This is a genomic window from Tabrizicola sp. (genome assembly GCF_036781545.1).
Classification (GTDB): domain Bacteria; phylum Pseudomonadota; class Alphaproteobacteria; order Rhodobacterales; family Rhodobacteraceae; genus Tabrizicola.
On sequence record NZ_DAIQAT010000031.1, the window covers coordinates 1 to 16,144 of the forward strand.

Sequence of the window (16,144 nt, forward strand, 5' to 3'; positions counted from 1 at the left end):
CCCACATGATCAGCCGCGCCGCGTCGCCGATGGCATGGGCGCCGGTCGAGCAGGCTGTCACCACCGCATGGTTCGGCCCCTTGAAGCCGAAGCGGATCGAGACCTGCCCCGACACGAGGTTGATCAGCGCGCCGGGGATGAAGAAGGGCGACACCCGCTTCGGGCCCTTCTCCTTGATCAGCACCGCCGTCTCGGCGATGGAGTTCAGCCCGCCGATGCCGGAGCCAATCATCACCCCGGTCCGCAGCTTCTCTTCCTCGGAAATGTCGTCCCATCCGGCGTCCCGCACGGCCTGCACCGCGGCGGCCATCCCGTAGATGATGAAATCATCGACCTTGCGCTGCTCTTTCGGCTCCATCCAGTCGTCGGGGTTGAAGGTCCCGTCCGAGCCGTCGCCCGTCGGGATCTCGCAGGCGTACTGGGTCACGACGTTCGAGGTGTCGAATTTCGTGATCGTTCCCGCGCCGGACTGGCCGGCCAGCAGGCGGGACCAGGTCTCTTCCACGCCGCAGGCCAGGGGTGTGACCATCCCGAGACCAGTGACCACGACACGACGCATGCTCTTCCTCCCACGGATCAGGCTTTTCCGGGTGATACACGGCCCCCCCGGCCCGTGCAACCTTGGGGCAAGCCGATCGGCGGGGGAAAGGGGTGCCCGCGCGCGGGCAGCTTTGCGAGAGCAATGAAATCAACCCCTTGGCCGTGGGCGTTCATGCGGCGTTAACCAAGCCGCCGCGCAAGCGGGCGCAGCATGGCGGCGGCCGGGGTGCCATCGGCGGCGGTGCCCCCGACCACCGTCTCGATCACTGCACCGGAGGCGGCCTTGGCCAGCAGCTCCGGCGCGATGTCGTGGATGTCGATCTTCATCCGCCGCGACCAGGGCGAGGCCGCATCCCCCGCAAGCTGGCCGATCCGCACATAGACGAAGCGCCGCTCCGGCCCTTCGCGCTGCACCTGATCGCCCGAAAGGCGCGGACCGGGGGCCAGCAGGACCGGCACGTCGAAAACCAGCGCCTCGCCCGCCTGCGACGCCTTGGCGTCCAGCGGCGCACCATCCTTGGCCTGCAAGCTGTGCAGCACGCCCGGAACCGGCTGTTCGATAACGATGCGCAGGGTGATTGGCGTCTGGTCCGCCCTTGCCATCCGCATCAGCCCTGCCGCGCCACGATCCCCATCACGGCGGCCAGCAACTGCGCGGCCACCGCCGCACCCTGCCCGTCGATGTCACGCTCGGGCATGAATTCCACCATGTCGAATCCGACGATCCGGGCCTTTTCCGCCACTCCCGCGATCAGTTCCAGCACCTGCCAGTAGCCGAGGCCCCCGGCAGTGCGCCCGATCACCGCGGGCATGACCGCCGGGTCCAGCGCGTCGAGGTCGAGGCAGACGATCACCTCGGATCCCTCGGCGATCAGGTCGAGCGCGCGGGTGGTGCCGTAGCGCGCGACCTCGCCCGCCGGAACGAAACCCACGCCCCAGCTTTCCGCATCCGCCACGTCCTGCGGGCGCGCCGAGCCGATACCGCGCTGCCCGACCTGGATGATCGCGTCGATATGGTCCATCTCGGAGGCCCGGCGCATGGTCGAGGAAAGGCCCAGCCGTTCCCCCTGCACCTCGTCCCGCCAGTCGATATGCGCGTCGATCTGCAGGATGGTGAACCCCCGCCCCCGCGCGCCATAGGCTTCCAGCATCGGGATCGGCAGGCTGTCGTCGCCGCCGATCAGCATCGGTACCCCGTCACGGTCAAGGATCTGGCTGACCGCCCCGAAGATGCGCGCCCGGTTGCCCGCCGGATCGGCGAGATCCTGCGGCAGGTCGCCCACATCGACCGCCGAAACGCCGCCCGGGAAGACCGGACCGCCGAGATCGAAGTTCATATGCGCCAGATTTGCCGCATAGGCGGCACCCGCGCCCCGTATCGCCGCCGGGCCACCGGCGCAGTAGAAGCCGACGGAGGGGTAAGGCGTGCAGCCATCCGCCCCGATGAGGGCCATCTTCGCCGAAAGGCGCGACAAGTCGCGGCAGCGCGGCAGCCCCATGAAAGTGTCGACGCCACTTGCGCCGAACATCGTGCCGAGGGCTGTGTTGCCGGTCATGGATGCCTCCCCTGTGACTGGGGCCAGACTGGCGGTGGGGAAGCGGGCTGGCAAGATGGCAAAGCGACTGTGGCGACAGATCGCCGGGAAGGCGGGATCCTTCTTTCATCCCCGCACAGGCGGGGACCCATGCGGTGGGTGGCCAAGGTGGGTCCCCGCTTTCGCAGGGATGACCGAGACGCCTCCACACCACCGTCCTCAGCTGCTGGTGGGTCCCCGCCTGCGCGGGGATGACAGGAAGAGCGGGGATGACAGGCAGAGCGGCGGTGACAGGCAGAGCGGCGGTGACAGGAAGAGAACTTCCCCAAACGCAAAAGGCACCCCGAAGGGTGCCCTGCTGTCCCGCGAAGGACGAATGCCGTCAGGCGGCTTCCGAGATGAACTTCACCGCGTCGCCGAAGGTCTGGATGGTCTCGGCGGCGTCGTCCGGGATCTCGATGCCGAACTCTTCCTCGAAAGCCATGACCAGCTCGACCGTGTCGAGCGAATCCGCGCCCAGGTCGTCGATGAACGAGGCCGATTCCGTCACCTTGTCGGCTTCGACGCCCAGATGCTCGACGACGATCTTCTTCACGCGATCAGCGATGTCGCTCATGTCCGTTCCTCTATACTGCGGCAGGAATTGCCCCTGCCTTTTTCGCTTAGCCCGGTCCGGGCGTCAATCCTGCGCGCCTATAGCAAGGGTCAGGGCGCATGGCAAACGCTTTAACCCGACTTGTGCCGGTTCGGTTTCACACCATGTCCATGCCGCCGTTGACGTGCAGCGTGGCCCCGGTGACATAGGCGGCTTCCGGCGCGGCGAGGAACAGGACGGCGGCGGCGATCTCTTGCGGGCTGCCCATCCGGCCCGCGGGCACGGCGGCGAGGATCGTGGCGCGCTGCGCCTCGTTCAGCTTGCCGGTCATCGCGGTCTCGATGAAGCCGGGGGCCACGCAGTTCACCGTGATGCCACGGCTGGCGACCTCGGCGGCGAGCGATTTCGACAGGCCGACCATCCCGGCCTTGGACGCGGCATAGTTCACCTGCCCCGCGTTCCCCGTGGTGCCGACGACCGAGGAGATGTTGACGATCCGGCCCCAGCGGGCCTTCATCATGCCCCGGATCGCGGCGCGGCACAGGCGGAAGGTCGCGGTCAGGTTGACGTCGATGACCGATTGCCAGTCCTCATCCGACATGCGCATGACAAGGCCGTCCTTGGTGATCCCGGCGTTGTTGACCAGAATGTCGACCGCGCCCATCGCCTCGGTGGCGCGCTTGACCAGGCCTTCCACCTCCTCGGGGTTTCCAAGGTTGCAGGGCAGCACATGGGCGCGGCTGCCAAGCTCGGCGGCCAGCGCCTCAAGCGGTTCGACGCGGGTTCCCGAAAGACCCACGGTGGCCCCGGCGGCGTGGAGCGCACGGGCGACGTCGGCGCCGATGCCACCGCTTGCGCCGGTGACGAGGGCGCTTTTGCCGGTCAGATCAAACATGGGCTGTCCTTTCAGGCCTTGAGGGCGGCGATGTCGTCGGGCGTGCCGATGGCGCGGGTCGTGGCACCCTGGGCGATGCGCTTGATCATGCCCGACAGCGCCTTGCCAGCTCCAATCTCCCAGAATTCGGTGACGCCCGCCGTCTCCATCCAGAGCACGGATTCCCGCCAGCGGACCGAGCCCGTGACCTGGGCGATCAGCAGGTCCATGATCCGGTCGGGTTCCATCACCGCCTCGGCGCGGACGTTGACCACGACGGGGACGCGGGGCTTGGCGATGGGAACGGCGGCCAGCGCCTCGGCCATCACATGGGCGGCGGGCTGCATCAGGGCGCAGTGGAAGGGGGCGGAGACCGGGAGCATGAGCGCGCGCTTGGCGCCCCTGGCCTTGGCGATCTCGACCGCGCGTTCGACGGCGGCCTTGTGGCCGGAGACCACGACCTGGGCGGGGTCGTTGTCGTTGGCGGCCTGGCAGACCTCGCCCTGCGCGGCTTCGGTGGCGACCGCGATGGCGGTCTCGAAGTCGAGGCCGAGAAGCGCGGCCATCGCGCCGACGCCCACCGGCACCGCCTCCTGCATCGCCTGGCCGCGGATGCGCAGAAGGCGCGCGGTGTCGGAGAGCGTGAGGGATTCGGCGGCGCAGAGGGCGGAATATTCGCCAAGCGAATGCCCGGCGACGAAGCTCGCCTGGTCGAGGCCGAAGCCTTCCGCCTCCAGCGCGCGCAGGGCGGCGATGGAGGTGGCCATCAGCGCGGGCTGGGCGTTCTGCGTCAGCGTCAGCTCGGCGATGTCGCCTTCCCAGATCAGCGCGGAGAGATTCTCGCCCAGCGCGCTGTCCACCTCGTCGAAGACGGCCTTGGCGGCGGGATAGGCCTCGGCCAGGGCCTTGCCCATGCCGATGGTCTGGGCGCCCTGCCCCGGAAAGACGAATGCGCGGCTCATGTTCCCCCCTTTGTTGTCATGGGGATACCCCGGTCGGGCCGGTCATGCAATCAGGGTCAGACGCTGCGGGTGATGCCGCCGTCGACGCGCAGGTTCTGCCCGGTGATGTAGCCCGCGCCGTCGGAGGCGAGGAAGGCCACGGTGGCGGCGATCTCCTCGGCGCGGCCGTAGCGGCCCATCGGCACCGACTGGCGGCGCTCCTCGGTGGCGGGGAGGCTGTCGATCCAGCCGGGCAGGATGTTGTTGATGCGGATGTTGTCGGGGGCGTAGGTGTCGGCGTAGATCTTGGTGAAGGCCGCCAGCCCCGCGCGGGCGACGGCGGAGGTCGGGAACATCGCCGAGGGCTCGAAGGCCCAGGCGGTGGAGATGTTGATGATCGCGCCCGCCTTCTGCGCCTGCATGATCGGCGTGACCAGGCGGATCGGGCGGATGGCGGAGAGGAAATAGACATCCATGCCCCCCTGCCAGTCGGCGTCGGTCAGTTCCAGGATCTGTTTCCGCGGCCCGTGGCCCGCGCTGTTCACCAGCACGTCGATCCGGCCCCATTTTGCCATCACCGCATCGACCACGCGGGCGACGTCGTCCGGGGTCTGGTTCGAGCCCGTCACCCCGATCCCGCCCAGCTCGGCCGCCAGCGCCTCGCCCTTGCCGGAGGAGGAGAGGATGCCGACCCGGTAGCCGTCCGCGGCCAGCCTGCGCGCCGCTGCCGCCCCCATGCCCGACCCACCCGCCGTGACCAGTGCCACCTTTTCCGCCGTCATGCTGCTCTCCTCTGGCTCTGCCGCCCCGATACATGCGCCAGCCTACCGGACCAATGCTGAAGTTGCGAGCCGTCTTCTCGGAGCCGCGCCGATGCGACTGCTCCCGCGAGTGCGGCCCTGAAACCATCCGGCGATGACAGCGGGATCGGGGCGGGATAGCTATCGGGCGCGCGGTTCCCCCAGCCCGCCCAGTCTTCGGATCTCGGCCACGACTTCGGCGACGCCCTCTCCGGTCCGCAGCGAGCAGAAGCGCACCGGGCGCTCGGCGCGCTGTGCGGCGGCGTCGCGGGCCATGCGGGCGCGGTCACAGCCGACAACATCCGCGATGTCGATCTTGTTGATGACCAAGAGGTCCGAGCGGGTCACCCCCGGCCCGCCTTTCCTTGGAATGTCGTCGCCCATGCCGCAGTCGATCTGGTAGACGGTCAGGTCCGCCAGTTCCGGCGAGAAGGTGGCCGAGAGGTTGTCGCCGCCGGACTCGATCAGAATGACGTCGAGATCGGGTATGCTCGCCACCAGGTCATCGACGGCGGCAAGGTTGATCGAGCAATCCTCGCGGATCGCGGTATGCGGGCAACCGCCGGTCTCGACGCCGCGGATGCGCTCCAGCGGCAGGGCCTGGACGCGCATCAGGTATTCGGCATCCTCGCGGGTATAGATGTCGTTGGTGATCGCGGCGACAGACAGGTCTTGCGACAGCGCCCGGCACAGGGCTTCGGTCAGGCGGGTCTTGCCCGCGCCGACCGGGCCGCCGATGCCGATGCGCAGGGGGCCGTTCGGGCTGGTCATGTGCGGTAGATCCTTGGCTGCAGGGTTTCGTGGCGGATCGCGGCGAGGTCGGCGCGGAAGGTCGATGACCCGAGGTCGTCCAGCGTGGCGGCCTGCGCCTCGGCCGTGACCTGCCGGATCAGCGGCAGGAGGTCGGAGAGGACGCGCTGGCCCTCGGCCGGGCCGATGGGGACGGATTTGATGCAGGCGGTGATGAGGTTCATGGCGAAGGCTTGCAGGAAGATCACCAGCGTTTCCGGCAGGGGCAGTCCCGCGCGGGCGGCGGCCTGGCCGATCACGACGGCATAGGGCGCAGCGGGCAGCGCGCCCTCGACCGCCGACAGGGTGCGGGCGAAGCTGGTGCCCTGTTCGGCGGTCTCGCGCCGCCGTTCGGCGCAGCCCGCCAGCGCCAGTGCAAGGTCGGTCACATCCTCGCCCCGCCAGGCATGGGCCAGCAGGATCGTGTCGTTGCGGCCCGCGCCATGGTGCAGGATGTCGGCGATCCAGTCCCGCACCTGTTCCGGCCCGGTCAGCCAGCCATCGGCGATAACCTGCTCAATCCCATGCGAATAGGCGAAGCCGCCCACCGGATAGGCCGGCGAAAGCCATGAGAACAGGCGTTGCAGTGCGCCGAGGTCAGTCATGGGGATGGGGATGGGGATGATGCCCATGCGAATGATCATGGGACTGGCCATGCGAGTGCCCCATAACCTGCACCGGGCCGTAGGCACCGCCCTCGGGAATGAAGGGCCGCCGCGCCTCGGTCACCGTCGCGCCAAGACCCGCCAGCATGGCGCGCAGGACGTGATCGGCGCGAATGATCAGGTGGAAGGGCTCGATCTGGCAGGGCGTGTGGCGGTTGCCGATATGCCAGGCAAGGCGCGGCAGGTCGCCGGTGACGATCAGGACGGGTTCGTCGGCGGCGATGACGGCGATGGGGCCGGAGTCGGTCAGCAGCGCGTCGCCATGCGACAGCGCCGTGACCTTCGGCAGGTCCACCAGCAGGTCGGCGCCCGCAGCGGTGCGCAGCAGCTTTCGCCGCAGGAAACGGGCGTCGTAATCCAGTTCGACCCGGTCGATGGGGGAACGGCCAAGCGGGGGGTGAAGGATGGATGTGGCCTTCATCATCAGAACAGGAAATAGCGTTGCGCCATCGGCAGGCTTTCGGCGGGCTGGCAGGTCAGCAATTCGCCGTCGGCGCGCACCTCGTAGGTCTCGGGATCGACGTGGATGTCGGGCGTGGCATCGTTCAGCACCATGTCCGCCTTGCCGATGCCGCGCGTGCCCTTGGCGGCGACGCAATCCTTGGCCAGTCCCAGATGATCCGTTTCCCCATCACGGCTGACGAAGGTCACGGCGCTGCGTTCGACCGAGCGCCCGAAAGCCCCGAACATCGGCCGCGAATGCACCGGCTGCGGCGTCGGGATCGAGGCGTTGGGATCGCCCATCTGCGCCATGACGATGGTGCCGCCCAGAAGGACCATCTCGGGCTTCACGCCGAAGAAGGCGGGATTCCACAGCACCAGATCGGCGCGCTTGCCTTCCTCGATGGAGCCGATCTCATGAGCCAGCCCATGCGCGATGGCAGGGTTGATCGTGTATTTCGCGATATAGCGGCGGGCGCGGAAATTGTCCGACGGACCCTCGCCCAATTTGCCGCGCTGCACCCGCATCTTGTGGGCGGTCTGCCAGGTGCGGATCAGCACCTCGCCCACACGGCCCATCGCCTGGCTGTCGGAGGAGATGATCGACATGGCGCCCATGTCATGCAGGATGTCCTCGGCGGCGATGGTCTCGCGCCGGATGCGGCTTTCGGCGAAGGCGATGTCCTCGGGGATGGAGCGGTCGAGGTGGTGGCAGACCATCAGCATGTCCAGATGCTCTTCCATCGTATTGACGGTGAAGGGCCGGGTGGGGTTGGTGGACGAGGGGATCACATTCGCCAGCCCCGCGACCCGGATGATATCGGGCGCATGACCGCCGCCCGCGCCTTCGGTGTGGAAGGCATGGATGGTCCGGCCCCGGATCGCGGCGATGGTGTCCTCGACGAAGCCGGATTCGTTCAGCGTGTCGGTGTGGATCATCACCTGCACATCCATGCGGTCGGCGACGCCCAGGCAGCAGTCGATGGCGGCGGGGGTGGTGCCCCAGTCCTCGTGCAGCTTGAGCGCGCAGACCCCGGCGCGGACCTGTTCCTCAAGCGCCGCGGGCAGCGAGGCGTTGCCCTTGCCCGCGAAGGCGAGATTCATCGGGAAGGCATCGGCGGCCTGCAGCATCCGCCCGATATGCCACGGCCCCGGCGTGCAGGTGGTGGCGAGCGTGCCATGCGCCGGGCCGGTGCCGCCGCCCAGCATGGTTGTGATGCCCGAATGCAGCGCGTCGTCAATCTGCTGCGGGCAGATGAAATGGATATGCGCGTCCATCGCGCCCGCGGTCAGGATGCGGCCCTCGCCCGCGATGATCTCGGTCCCCGGGCCGATCAGCACGGTGACGGCGGGCTGGGTGTCGGGGTTGCCTGCCTTGCCGATCCGGGCGATGCGGCCATCCCGCAGCCCGACGTCGGCCTTGTAGATGCCGGTGGCGTCCAGGATCAGGGCATTGGTGACGACGGTGTCCATCGCGCCCTCGGCGCGGGACTTCTGCGACTGGCCCATGCCGTCGCGGATGACCTTGCCGCCACCGAACTTCACCTCCTCGCCATAGGTGGTCAGGTCACGCTCGACCTCGATGATCAGGTCGGTATCGGCAAGGCGCACGCGGTCGCCGGTGGTGGGGCCATAGATCGCGGCGTAATCGGCGCGGGAGAGCGTGGTGGGCATTCAGAGGCTCCCCATGACGGCGGCGCGGAAGCCGAAGACGCGGCGGTCGCCCGCGAAGGGGATCAGGCCCACGTCGCGGGTCTGGCCCGGCTCGAAGCGGATCGCGGTGCCCGAGGCGATGTCGAGGCGCATGCCCCGCGCCGCCTGCCGGTCGAACTCAAGCGCCGGGTTGGTTTCGGCGAAATGGTAGTGGCTGCCCACCTGCACCGGGCGGTCGCCGGTATTGGCGACGGTCAGGGTGATGCGCAGGCGGCCCGCGTTCAGGGTGATCTCTCCCCCGGCGGGGAGGATTTCGCCGGGGATCATCTAGGCCACCGCCAGCATCAGGCCGGCGGCAGCCGTCGCGGCCCCCAGCCAGCGAACCGGGGGCAACCGGCCAAGCGCGATGCCCGCCAGATGCAGCACCGTTGTCGCAAGGGCGAATCCCGCCGCATAGGCCATGAGGCCCTGCGCCGGGCCTTCGATCCCATGCGCGTGGCCATGCATCAGGCCGAAGACCGCGATCACCGGCAGCGTGGCCGCCAGCCCGGGCTGCAGAGCCAGCGCCACCGCCGCGCCGATGAGGACGGAGGAGGCCAGGATCATCGGCTCGACCAGCGGCAGATGCGCCCCCGCCGCGCCCAGGGTGCCTCCGGCGAGCATCGCGCTAACGAAAGTCAGCGGCAGCGCCCAGACCGCGCGGCCGCCGATGCTGGCGGCCCAGAGGCCGACCGCCAGCATCGCCAGCAAATGATCGGCCCCGCCCATCGGATGCGACAGGCCCGCCGCGAAGGGAGAGCCCTCGACATGGCCCGGATGGGCCAGCGCCGTGGTGGGCATCAGCAGGAGGAGGGCGAGGAGCTTCTTCATGGTCAGGGCCTCTCAGCGGATGGGATGGTGGACGGTCACCAGCTTGGTGCCGTCGGGAAAGGTCGCCTCGACCTGGATCTCGGGGATCATCTCCGGCACGCCCGCCATGCAGTCCCCGGCGCGCAGGATTTCCCCGCCCCAGGACATCAGGTCGGCAACGCTGCGCCCGTCGCGCGCGCCCTCGACCACGGCATCGGTGATGATGGCCACCGCCTCGGGGTGGTTCAGCTTGACGCCGCGGGCCATGCGGTTGCGCGCGACGATGGCTGCCATGGCGACCAGCAGCTTGTCCTTTTCGCGGGGTGTCAGGTTCATTCCTGCCTCACAATTGCCAGACGCGCGGCGGCGGGCCCGCGCGGAAGTGCCCGATGAGCGGGATCAGCACCGCGCGCAGGGCCTGCGACGAGGGGGCGAGGAAGCGCGCCACCAGCATATCCGGCAGCGCGCTTATCCCGGCCTCGGCCCCCTGCGGGATCAGGGCGCGGGCGGCGTCCAGCCCATCCCCGGCCCCCGGCGCGACCAGGATCAGGGTCGCCACGGCGCGCACCCCGTTCAGCGTTGCCTGTCCCGTTGGCATCGCGTCCAGCCGCACAGCCTCGGCATGGATCAGGCGGGCGCCACGGTGGATGCGCCAGTGATCCCGCAGATGCAGGTGCTGCAGCACCTCGCCATGCGCCGCCCGCCCGAAGACGAGGCTCTCGACCGCCAGCAGGGTGGCGCTTTCCGCCATGGTCACGGTCAGCCGCCGTTCCAAGGACGCGCCCTCGAACAGGATCGTTTCCTGCGGCAGCCAGTCGATGCGCGCCCCATCCTCCAGCGCCAGGAGGTTCGACACCCGCCCCACCGCACCCGTGCTGCGATAGACCCGTTCCGCCGCCTGCGTCGTCAGCGTCAGCCTCTCCCCACTACCTGCGTGGATCTCGGTCGTCAGCCGGTCACCGCCCGCGATCCCCCCGGCGGTGTTGACCAGCACGGCCTCGGCCCGCCCCCGGGGCATGAGAATCCTCATGCAGCCCTGCTGGTGGAGCCGCCTCAGCCGCCCGTCAGCACGGGACAAGCGGGCAAGTCCATGGCTGCGCGGCACGGCGGTCGAGGTGGAGATGCCAAGGGACATGGATGTTCCGATCTGCTTCCCCGACCAGGGTCCCGAAAGGCCCAGGGATCAACGGGTGGCCTCCGTCCCGGCCTCGGACAAGCGATGATCACAGGGCGATCCGCCCGGTTCTTCATCGGAGTGATCGTTTTCTGGGCATTTTCGGCTCACGCGATCCGGCTGCGTCGAAGCAGCTGAGTGAGCGGGCTCTCGGTCCGAATTCTATCGACATCGCGCGGCGAGATGCTCAAACAGAGGCGCCACCGCTTCGGCCGACCGGGTCTACCCGGCAGCGCAAGTGGGTTTTCATTCAGACAGGCGGTAGTCGGCCCGACCCACATCGCACCGCCCGATCTGATCAGGGACGCAGCGGCGGCGCGCTCCCGCGCAACTTCTCGTTGCGCGGGTACCCTGAGACCACTGAACTGAAGTCCCTTGCCGCACTTTTCTGGCGGGACAAGGGCCTGACGGGTCCGGGCCTACTCCCCCTCCGCAGGCAGGACGCTTTGCGCGATGCTCCGGTCCAGCGCCTCGAAGGCGTTGAGGCCGATCACATCGTAAAGCTCGGCCCGCGTTTGCATGTCGGGCAACATCGCGGTGGTGGCCCCGTCGCGGGTGAGCGCGGCGTAAAGCTTTGCCTGCGCCTTGTTGGCGACCCGCAGCGACGAGACCGGCCAGATCACCATGTCGTAGCCGAGCGCCTCGAACTCCTGCGCGGCCAGATCTTCGCCTTCCAGCGTCTTTCGTGAAAGGAAACCCGATGCTGCTGCGTGTCGCCCTGCTTGCCTGCCTGATGCCTGTCGCCGCCCTGGCCGAGGTGCATGAGGTGAAGATGCTCAACCGCAACGACACCGGCCCGATGCCGTTCGAGCCGGACTATCTGGTGATCCAGCCCGGCGACACGGTGAAATTCATCGCCGCCGATCCCGGCCACAACGCCGCCACCATCGCCGGGATGATCCCCGAGGGCGGCGCAAAATTCGTCGGCAAGATCAATGAGGAGATCGAGGTCACGCTGGAGGCGCCCGGCATCTGGGGCATCAAATGCTCGCCGCATTACACCATGGGCATGGCGATGCTGATCCAGGTTGGCGACACGCCCGCGACCGAGGCCGACCTGCCCGCCGACCTGCCCGAGGCCGCGCGGCAGCGCATGGTGGAAATCCTGGCCCGCCGGGATGCCGCAGCAGAATAGCCCCATGCACAACCGCGGCCTGAAGGATGACATCCGCGACTATTGGAGCATCCGGGCCGCGACCTATGACCTCAGCCCCGGCCATGGCGCGATGACATCGGCCGAGGCCGAGGCCTGGCTTGCCCTGATCCGCAGCCACCTCGGTCACGGCAAGGGGCGGAAGGCGCTCGATCTGGGCTGCGGCACCGGGACCATGTCGCTGCTGCTGCACCGGATGGGATTCCAGGTGACGGGCCTCGACCTGACGGAGCCCATGATGGAGCCCGCCCGGCGCAAGGCGGCGGAAGCTATGGCCCCGATCAGCTTCCTGGCGGCCGATGCCGAGAACACGATGGAGCCCGCCGCGGCCCATGACGCGATCCTGGCGCGCAACCTGTTCTGGACCCTGCCGGACCCAGAGGCCGCCCTGCGCGACTGGTTCCGCATCCTGCGGCCCGGCGGGCGGCTGATGATCATCGACGGCGATTTCGCGCACCTCAGCTGGCTCGAGCGGTTGGCACCGGTGCTGGACCGGCTGTTCGGAAAGCTGGAGGATGGCCACAGCCTGGTGACCGAAGATCAGTGGCGGGAACACCGCCGGATCATGGCGCAACTGCCCTACGGCAAGGGGTTGCGCGACGGGGATGTCGCAGCCTTGTGCGCCCGCGCCGGATTTACCGGACTCCGTCGCGAGGGGCTGGGTTCGGTGCTGAACAGCCGCCACCCGAACCGGCTGTCGCGGGCGGCCCTGGTCGCCCGCAGCCAGCACCGTTTCGTGGTGTCGGCGGTGAAGCCCCGGGCGTAGAGTTGCAATGCCACCAGTTGCGCTGACAGGACTTGGGATCATCCGCCCATGGAGGAGCTTTCCCCCCTCCTATGCACTTGGCTGGCAGATTGACCGTCATGTCCGGATCGCGAGACTCCTCCCCGATGGACCTTTGCCGGAAGACCGGCTAGCCTGCCCTCATGACTATGCTGATCCCAGGATGCAGAGGCCGGTCAAGGACCGAAGCAACGCAAGGGCGCTCCTAAGCCCCGGGCGCTCTCGCCGGTCTACGGACCAGCCCCCGGGGATCGTCAGCTGTCCATCTCATCCCGTTCCACCGCCGCCGCTTGCCCGGCCGCGCGCAGGAGTTGCCCCCATGTCCAGAATCCGCCGTCCACAGATCACCATCGCCCAGGAAACGCTCGGCCATCTCGAGGCCCTCGTCGAAGGTGCCGCTCTCGTGACGCCGGCGCTTGCCGATCGCCTTCTGGAAGAGCTCGCGCGGGCCAAAATCCTGCCAGCGGCCCGCATGCCGCTGGACGTCGCCGGGATCGGCAGCCGTGTCAGCTGGCGGGATGAAACCACCGGCCGCGTGCAAACGGCCGTGCTGGTCTGGCCCGAGGATGCCGACATCGATGCCGGGCGTGCCTCGGTCCTTACGCCGATCGGGGTTGCCCTTCTGGGTCTGAAGGTTGGCGCCCGCTTCCCGTGGCAGACCCGCAGCGGCGAAACCCGCGAGCTCGTGGTTCTGTCGGTCGACCAATCCGCCAGCGCAGGCCAGGGAAACCGGTCATGACCCCGACTCGTTGATCCTGGGACCGGCCACCTTCGCCGCCGGGTTCCCAACACCGGCGCGGGGGGCGGTCCGTTCCTGTCGTTCCCGGCACTTGTCCTTGCGGGCGCCCCGCCGGTCGCGGCCAACGCAACCAGCGTCGTGGCCGCGACCAATATCCACCCTCAAGGTCGGGCTGCTTCAACCGCGGATCCTGTCCCCTTTCGGGTCGTATAGCGGACCGAGGGCCAGGTTGGCCGGGGTTTCGTCCCCGGCGATGATCAGGCTGTAGCGGCCCCTGGTCAGCCAGTCCTCGGTCACGCCGCCGGGGTTGCGGACATAGCCGTAGCCGATGCTTTTCCCCAGCGTGTAGCCGTAGCCGCCCGAGGTGAGGTAGCCCACCGGCTGTCCGTCGCGCAGGATCGTCTCGCGCCCGAGCAGGACGGCCTCGGGGGCCGACACGGTGAAGCCCGCGAAGAGCTTCGGCATCGGCTTGCCCTGCAGCGCCTCCAGCGCGGCGCGGCCCAGGAAGGGCAGGCCGGACTTCAGCTTCACCGCCCAGCCCAGGCCAGCCTCGAAGGGGGTGTCGTTCGGCGTGATGTCCGAAGACCAGGCGCGGTAGCCCTTTTCCAGCCGCAGGGACTCCAGCGCGCGGTAGCCGACCGGCCGCAGGGCGGGATCGGCGGCCATCAGGGCATCGTAGACGGTGGCGAGGGCCGCGACCGGGACGTGCAGCTCCCAGCCCAGCTCGCCGACATAGGTCACTCGCAGGGCGCGGGTGGGGATTCCGGCGATGGTGATCTCGCGCGCCGATCCGAAGGGCAGCGCGGCGTTCGAGACGTCGTCGGCCGTGACCCGGGCCAGGATCTCCCGCGCCCGGGGGCCCATCAGCGAGAGCGTGCCCCAGTCCTCGGTCACATCGCAGAAGCTGGTGCCGGTGGCAGGCAGGTGGTCGGCAATCCAGCCGAAGTCATGGGTGCGGAAGCCGGTGCCGGTGACGATGTAGAACCTGTCCCCGGCCAGCCGTGCGACGGTGAGGTCGGCCTCGATCCCCCCGCGCGAGTTGAGAAGCTGGGTATAGGTCAGCCGCCCCACGTCCCGCGCGACACGGTTGGCGCAGATCGCCTCCAGCGCCTCGGCCGCGCCGTGGCCGGAGAGCTCGTATTTGGCGAAGGAGGACTGGTCGAACAGCCCGGCATGGTCGCGCACCTTACGGTGCTCCTCGCCCACCGCGTCGAACCAGTTCTGCCGGCCCATGGAATAGACGTCCTTCGGCTCCACCCCGGCAGGCGCGAACCAGTTCGGGCGTTCCCAGCCGAGTTTCGAACCGAAGACCCCGCCCTTCGCCTTCAGCCGGTCATAGAGCGGCGAGACGATGCGCGGGCGACCCGAGGTATATTCCTCATGCGGGAAGGCGACGGTGTAATGCTTGCCATAAGCCTCCAACGTGCGCTCCGCCACCCAGTCGCGGTCGCGGTGCAGGGTGGAGAAGCGGCGGATGTCGACCGCCCAGAGGTCCAGCGGCGCCTCGCCCCGCATCACCCAGTCGGCCAGGACCCAGCCCGCGCCGCCGCCCGAGGCGATGCCGAAGGCGTTGAAGCCTGCACCCACATACATGTTGGCACATTCCGGGGCGGGGCCGAGGATGAAGTTGCCGTCCGGCGTGAAGCTTTCCGCGCCGTTGATCATCTGCTTGACGCCGATATCGGCCAGCGCCGGGACGCGCGCGATCGTCTGTTCCAGATGCTGGCCGAAATGGTCGTAGTCGTCGTCGAAGAGCCGGAATTCCCAATTCGGTGGAATTTCGCCCGTGACCCAGCCCTGCGGGTTCGGCTCGTAACCGCCCATCACCAGCCCACCGACCTCTTCCTTGAAATAGGTGCGGCGGTCGGGGTCGCGCAGGGTGGCGGCATCGGGGGCGAGGCCGGGGATCTTCTCGGTCACGATATACTGGTGCTTGACCGGATGCAGCGGCACCGCCACCCCCGCCAGAGCGCCGATCTGTCGCGCCCACATGCCGCCGCAGTTCACCACGGTCTCGCAGGCGATCACGCCTTGCGTCGTCTCGACATGGGTGATCCGGCGGCCGTCCATGCGGAAGCCGGTGACGGTGACGCCCTCCTCGATCCGCGCGCCGTGCATCCGCGCGCCCCTGGCGAGCGACTGGGTGATGTCCGAGGGGCTGGCCTGCCCGTCGGTCGGCAGCCAGGAGGCGCCGATCAGGTCGCCGGTCTCCATCAGCGGCCACATCCGTTTCACCTCATCTGGGCCGATCAGCTCCATCTCCATCCCGAAGCTCTTGGCGGTGGTGGCGAGCCGCCTGAATTCGGTCCAGCGGTCCGGCGTGGTGGCCAGCCGCAGGCAGCCGGTCATCTTCCAGCCGGTGTCGAGACCCGTCTCGGCGGCGAGGCCCTTGTAGAGATCGACCGAATACTTCAGCACCCGGGTGATCGAGGCCGAGGAGCGAAGCTGCCCCACCAGCCCCGCCGCGTGCCAGGTGGACCCCGAGGTGATCCGGCCCTGCTCCAGAAGCAGCACGTCGGCCTTGTGGTCGCGGGCCAGATGATAGGCCGTCGAACAGCCGATGATGCCGCCCCCGATGACGATGATCTGGGAATGGGAAGGCAAGGTCATGA

20 protein-coding genes are annotated in these 16,144 nt (G+C 68.6%); 3 read left to right on the forward strand and 17 right to left on the reverse strand.

Annotation, left to right across the window (positions count from 1 at the left end):
- The 16 genes from V7Q39_RS07485 to V7Q39_RS07560 form a co-directional block, all read right to left on the reverse strand.
- On the reverse strand, nucleotides 1-559 hold a 559-nt coding region (locus tag V7Q39_RS07485), incomplete at its 3' end, for a beta-ketoacyl synthase N-terminal-like domain-containing protein (RefSeq protein WP_333815934.1).
- A 161-nt stretch (nucleotides 560-720) separates the two neighbouring features.
- The gene (locus V7Q39_RS07490; protein ID WP_333815935.1) at nucleotides 721-1,143 is read right to left on the reverse strand and encodes a DUF5990 family protein; all 423 of its coding nucleotides are present in this window, start codon (nucleotides 1,141-1,143) and stop codon (nucleotides 721-723) included.
- A 5-nt stretch (nucleotides 1,144-1,148) separates the two neighbouring features.
- Nucleotides 1,149-2,096: an arginase family protein gene (locus tag V7Q39_RS07495; RefSeq protein WP_333815936.1), complete on the reverse strand. Its 948-nt coding sequence runs from the start codon at nucleotides 2,094-2,096 to the stop codon at nucleotides 1,149-1,151.
- A 361-nt stretch (nucleotides 2,097-2,457) separates the two neighbouring features.
- Nucleotides 2,458-2,691, reverse strand: a complete 234-nt coding sequence (locus tag V7Q39_RS07500) for an acyl carrier protein (protein WP_128515501.1) — start codon at nucleotides 2,689-2,691, stop codon at nucleotides 2,458-2,460.
- Between the two features lie 136 nt (nucleotides 2,692-2,827).
- Entirely contained in the window at nucleotides 2,828-3,565 is a 738-nt protein-coding gene (gene fabG / locus V7Q39_RS07505; protein WP_333815937.1) for a 3-oxoacyl-[acyl-carrier-protein] reductase, read from the reverse strand.
- A gap of 11 nt (nucleotides 3,566-3,576) precedes the next feature.
- A complete protein-coding gene (gene fabD / locus V7Q39_RS07510) occupies nucleotides 3,577-4,506 on the reverse strand; it encodes an ACP S-malonyltransferase (protein WP_333815938.1) in 930 nt (309 codons plus the stop codon).
- A gap of 56 nt (nucleotides 4,507-4,562) precedes the next feature.
- Nucleotides 4,563-5,267: an SDR family oxidoreductase gene (locus V7Q39_RS07515; protein WP_333815939.1), complete on the reverse strand. Its 705-nt coding sequence runs from the start codon at nucleotides 5,265-5,267 to the stop codon at nucleotides 4,563-4,565.
- A 159-nt stretch (nucleotides 5,268-5,426) separates the two neighbouring features.
- Nucleotides 5,427-6,056, reverse strand: a complete 630-nt coding sequence (ureG, locus tag V7Q39_RS07520; RefSeq protein WP_333815940.1) for an urease accessory protein UreG — start codon at nucleotides 6,054-6,056, stop codon at nucleotides 5,427-5,429.
- Nucleotides 6,053-6,679 (reverse strand): urease accessory protein UreF, encoded by a 627-nt coding sequence (locus V7Q39_RS07525; protein WP_333815941.1) that lies wholly within the window; start codon nucleotides 6,677-6,679, stop codon nucleotides 6,053-6,055. Before V7Q39_RS07525 ends, ureG begins: the two co-directional genes overlap by 4 nt.
- On the reverse strand, nucleotides 6,672-7,160 hold the full coding sequence (locus V7Q39_RS07530; RefSeq protein ID WP_333815942.1) for an urease accessory protein UreE: 489 nt from the start codon (nucleotides 7,158-7,160) through the stop codon (nucleotides 6,672-6,674). Before V7Q39_RS07530 ends, V7Q39_RS07525 begins: the two co-directional genes overlap by 8 nt.
- A 2-nt stretch (nucleotides 7,161-7,162) precedes the next feature.
- Nucleotides 7,163-8,854: an urease subunit alpha gene (gene ureC, locus V7Q39_RS07535; protein ID WP_333815943.1), complete on the reverse strand. Its 1,692-nt coding sequence runs from the start codon at nucleotides 8,852-8,854 to the stop codon at nucleotides 7,163-7,165.
- Complete coding sequence (locus V7Q39_RS07540) at nucleotides 8,855-9,160, reverse strand: urease subunit beta (protein WP_333815944.1); 306 nt, start codon at nucleotides 9,158-9,160, stop codon at nucleotides 8,855-8,857.
- Nucleotides 9,161-9,703 (reverse strand): HupE/UreJ family protein, encoded by a 543-nt coding sequence (locus V7Q39_RS07545; protein WP_333815945.1) that lies wholly within the window; start codon nucleotides 9,701-9,703, stop codon nucleotides 9,161-9,163.
- A 12-nt stretch (nucleotides 9,704-9,715) separates the two neighbouring features.
- Nucleotides 9,716-10,018 (reverse strand): urease subunit gamma, encoded by a 303-nt coding sequence (locus V7Q39_RS07550; RefSeq protein ID WP_333815946.1) that lies wholly within the window; start codon nucleotides 10,016-10,018, stop codon nucleotides 9,716-9,718.
- Nucleotides 10,019-10,025: 7 nt separating this feature from the next.
- The gene (locus V7Q39_RS07555; RefSeq protein ID WP_333815947.1) at nucleotides 10,026-10,817 is read right to left on the reverse strand and encodes an urease accessory protein UreD; all 792 of its coding nucleotides are present in this window, start codon (nucleotides 10,815-10,817) and stop codon (nucleotides 10,026-10,028) included.
- Nucleotides 10,818-11,275: 458 nt separating this feature from the next.
- Nucleotides 11,276-11,482, reverse strand: a complete 207-nt coding sequence (locus tag V7Q39_RS07560; RefSeq protein ID WP_333815948.1) for a methylisocitrate lyase — start codon at nucleotides 11,480-11,482, stop codon at nucleotides 11,276-11,278.
- Nucleotides 11,483-11,556: 74 nt separating this feature from the next.
- Here V7Q39_RS07560 and V7Q39_RS07565 point away from each other — a divergent pair, with 74 nt between their 5' ends.
- The 3 genes from V7Q39_RS07565 (at nucleotide 11,557) to rnk (ending at nucleotide 13,532) form a co-directional block, all read left to right on the forward strand.
- Nucleotides 11,557-11,991 (forward strand): pseudoazurin, encoded by a 435-nt coding sequence (locus V7Q39_RS07565; RefSeq protein WP_333815949.1) that lies wholly within the window; start codon nucleotides 11,557-11,559, stop codon nucleotides 11,989-11,991.
- 4 nt (nucleotides 11,992-11,995) lie between these two features.
- Nucleotides 11,996-12,775 carry a class I SAM-dependent methyltransferase gene (locus V7Q39_RS07570; RefSeq protein WP_333815950.1) on the forward strand — a complete coding sequence of 260 codons (780 nt, stop codon included), beginning with the start codon at nucleotides 11,996-11,998 and terminating at the stop codon, nucleotides 12,773-12,775.
- A gap of 337 nt (nucleotides 12,776-13,112) precedes the next feature.
- Nucleotides 13,113-13,532: a nucleoside diphosphate kinase regulator gene (gene rnk / locus V7Q39_RS07575; protein WP_333815951.1), complete on the forward strand. Its 420-nt coding sequence runs from the start codon at nucleotides 13,113-13,115 to the stop codon at nucleotides 13,530-13,532.
- A gap of 177 nt (nucleotides 13,533-13,709) precedes the next feature.
- On the opposite strand, the gene V7Q39_RS07585 is transcribed toward rnk, so the two are convergent.
- On the reverse strand, nucleotides 13,710-16,142 hold the full coding sequence (locus tag V7Q39_RS07585) for a GcvT family protein (protein WP_333815952.1): 2,433 nt from the start codon (nucleotides 16,140-16,142) through the stop codon (nucleotides 13,710-13,712).
- Nucleotides 16,143-16,144 lie beyond the last annotated feature (2 nt).

Bases quoted from the DNA above. Each gene is read 5' to 3' on its own strand.
- V7Q39_RS07555 (WP_333815947.1), bottom strand. From the start codon at position 10,817: ATGTCCCTTGGCATCTCCACCTCGACCGCCGTGCCGCGCAGCCATGGA.
- V7Q39_RS07495 (WP_333815936.1), bottom strand. From the start codon at position 2,096: ATGACCGGCAACACAGCCCTCGGCACGATGTTCGGCGCAAGTGGCGTC.
- V7Q39_RS07570 (WP_333815950.1), top strand. From the start codon at position 11,996: ATGCACAACCGCGGCCTGAAGGATGACATCCGCGACTATTGGAGCATC.
- V7Q39_RS07500 (WP_128515501.1), bottom strand. From the start codon at position 2,691: ATGAGCGACATCGCTGATCGCGTGAAGAAGATCGTCGTCGAGCATCTG.
- V7Q39_RS07585 (WP_333815952.1), bottom strand. From the start codon at position 16,142: ATGACCTTGCCTTCCCATTCCCAGATCATCGTCATCGGGGGCGGCATC.
- V7Q39_RS07565 (WP_333815949.1), top strand. From the start codon at position 11,557: ATGCTGCTGCGTGTCGCCCTGCTTGCCTGCCTGATGCCTGTCGCCGCC.
- rnk (WP_333815951.1), top strand. From the start codon at position 13,113: ATGTCCAGAATCCGCCGTCCACAGATCACCATCGCCCAGGAAACGCTC.
- V7Q39_RS07530 (WP_333815942.1), bottom strand. From the start codon at position 7,160: ATGAAGGCCACATCCATCCTTCACCCCCCGCTTGGCCGTTCCCCCATC.
- fabD (WP_333815938.1), bottom strand. From the start codon at position 4,506: ATGAGCCGCGCATTCGTCTTTCCGGGGCAGGGCGCCCAGACCATCGGC.
- V7Q39_RS07545 (WP_333815945.1), bottom strand. From the start codon at position 9,703: ATGAAGAAGCTCCTCGCCCTCCTCCTGCTGATGCCCACCACGGCGCTG.
- V7Q39_RS07560 (WP_333815948.1), bottom strand. From the start codon at position 11,482: ATGGTGATCTGGCCGGTCTCGTCGCTGCGGGTCGCCAACAAGGCGCAG.
- V7Q39_RS07515 (WP_333815939.1), bottom strand. From the start codon at position 5,267: ATGACGGCGGAAAAGGTGGCACTGGTCACGGCGGGTGGGTCGGGCATG.
- V7Q39_RS07490 (WP_333815935.1), bottom strand. From the start codon at position 1,143: ATGGCAAGGGCGGACCAGACGCCAATCACCCTGCGCATCGTTATCGAA.
- ureG (WP_333815940.1), bottom strand. From the start codon at position 6,056: ATGACCAGCCCGAACGGCCCCCTGCGCATCGGCATCGGCGGCCCGGTC.
- V7Q39_RS07525 (WP_333815941.1), bottom strand. From the start codon at position 6,679: ATGACTGACCTCGGCGCACTGCAACGCCTGTTCTCATGGCTTTCGCCG.
- ureC (WP_333815943.1), bottom strand. From the start codon at position 8,854: ATGCCCACCACGCTCTCCCGCGCCGATTACGCCGCGATCTATGGCCCC.
- fabG (WP_333815937.1), bottom strand. From the start codon at position 3,565: ATGTTTGATCTGACCGGCAAAAGCGCCCTCGTCACCGGCGCAAGCGGT.
- V7Q39_RS07550 (WP_333815946.1), bottom strand. From the start codon at position 10,018: ATGAACCTGACACCCCGCGAAAAGGACAAGCTGCTGGTCGCCATGGCA.
- V7Q39_RS07540 (WP_333815944.1), bottom strand. From the start codon at position 9,160: ATGATCCCCGGCGAAATCCTCCCCGCCGGGGGAGAGATCACCCTGAAC.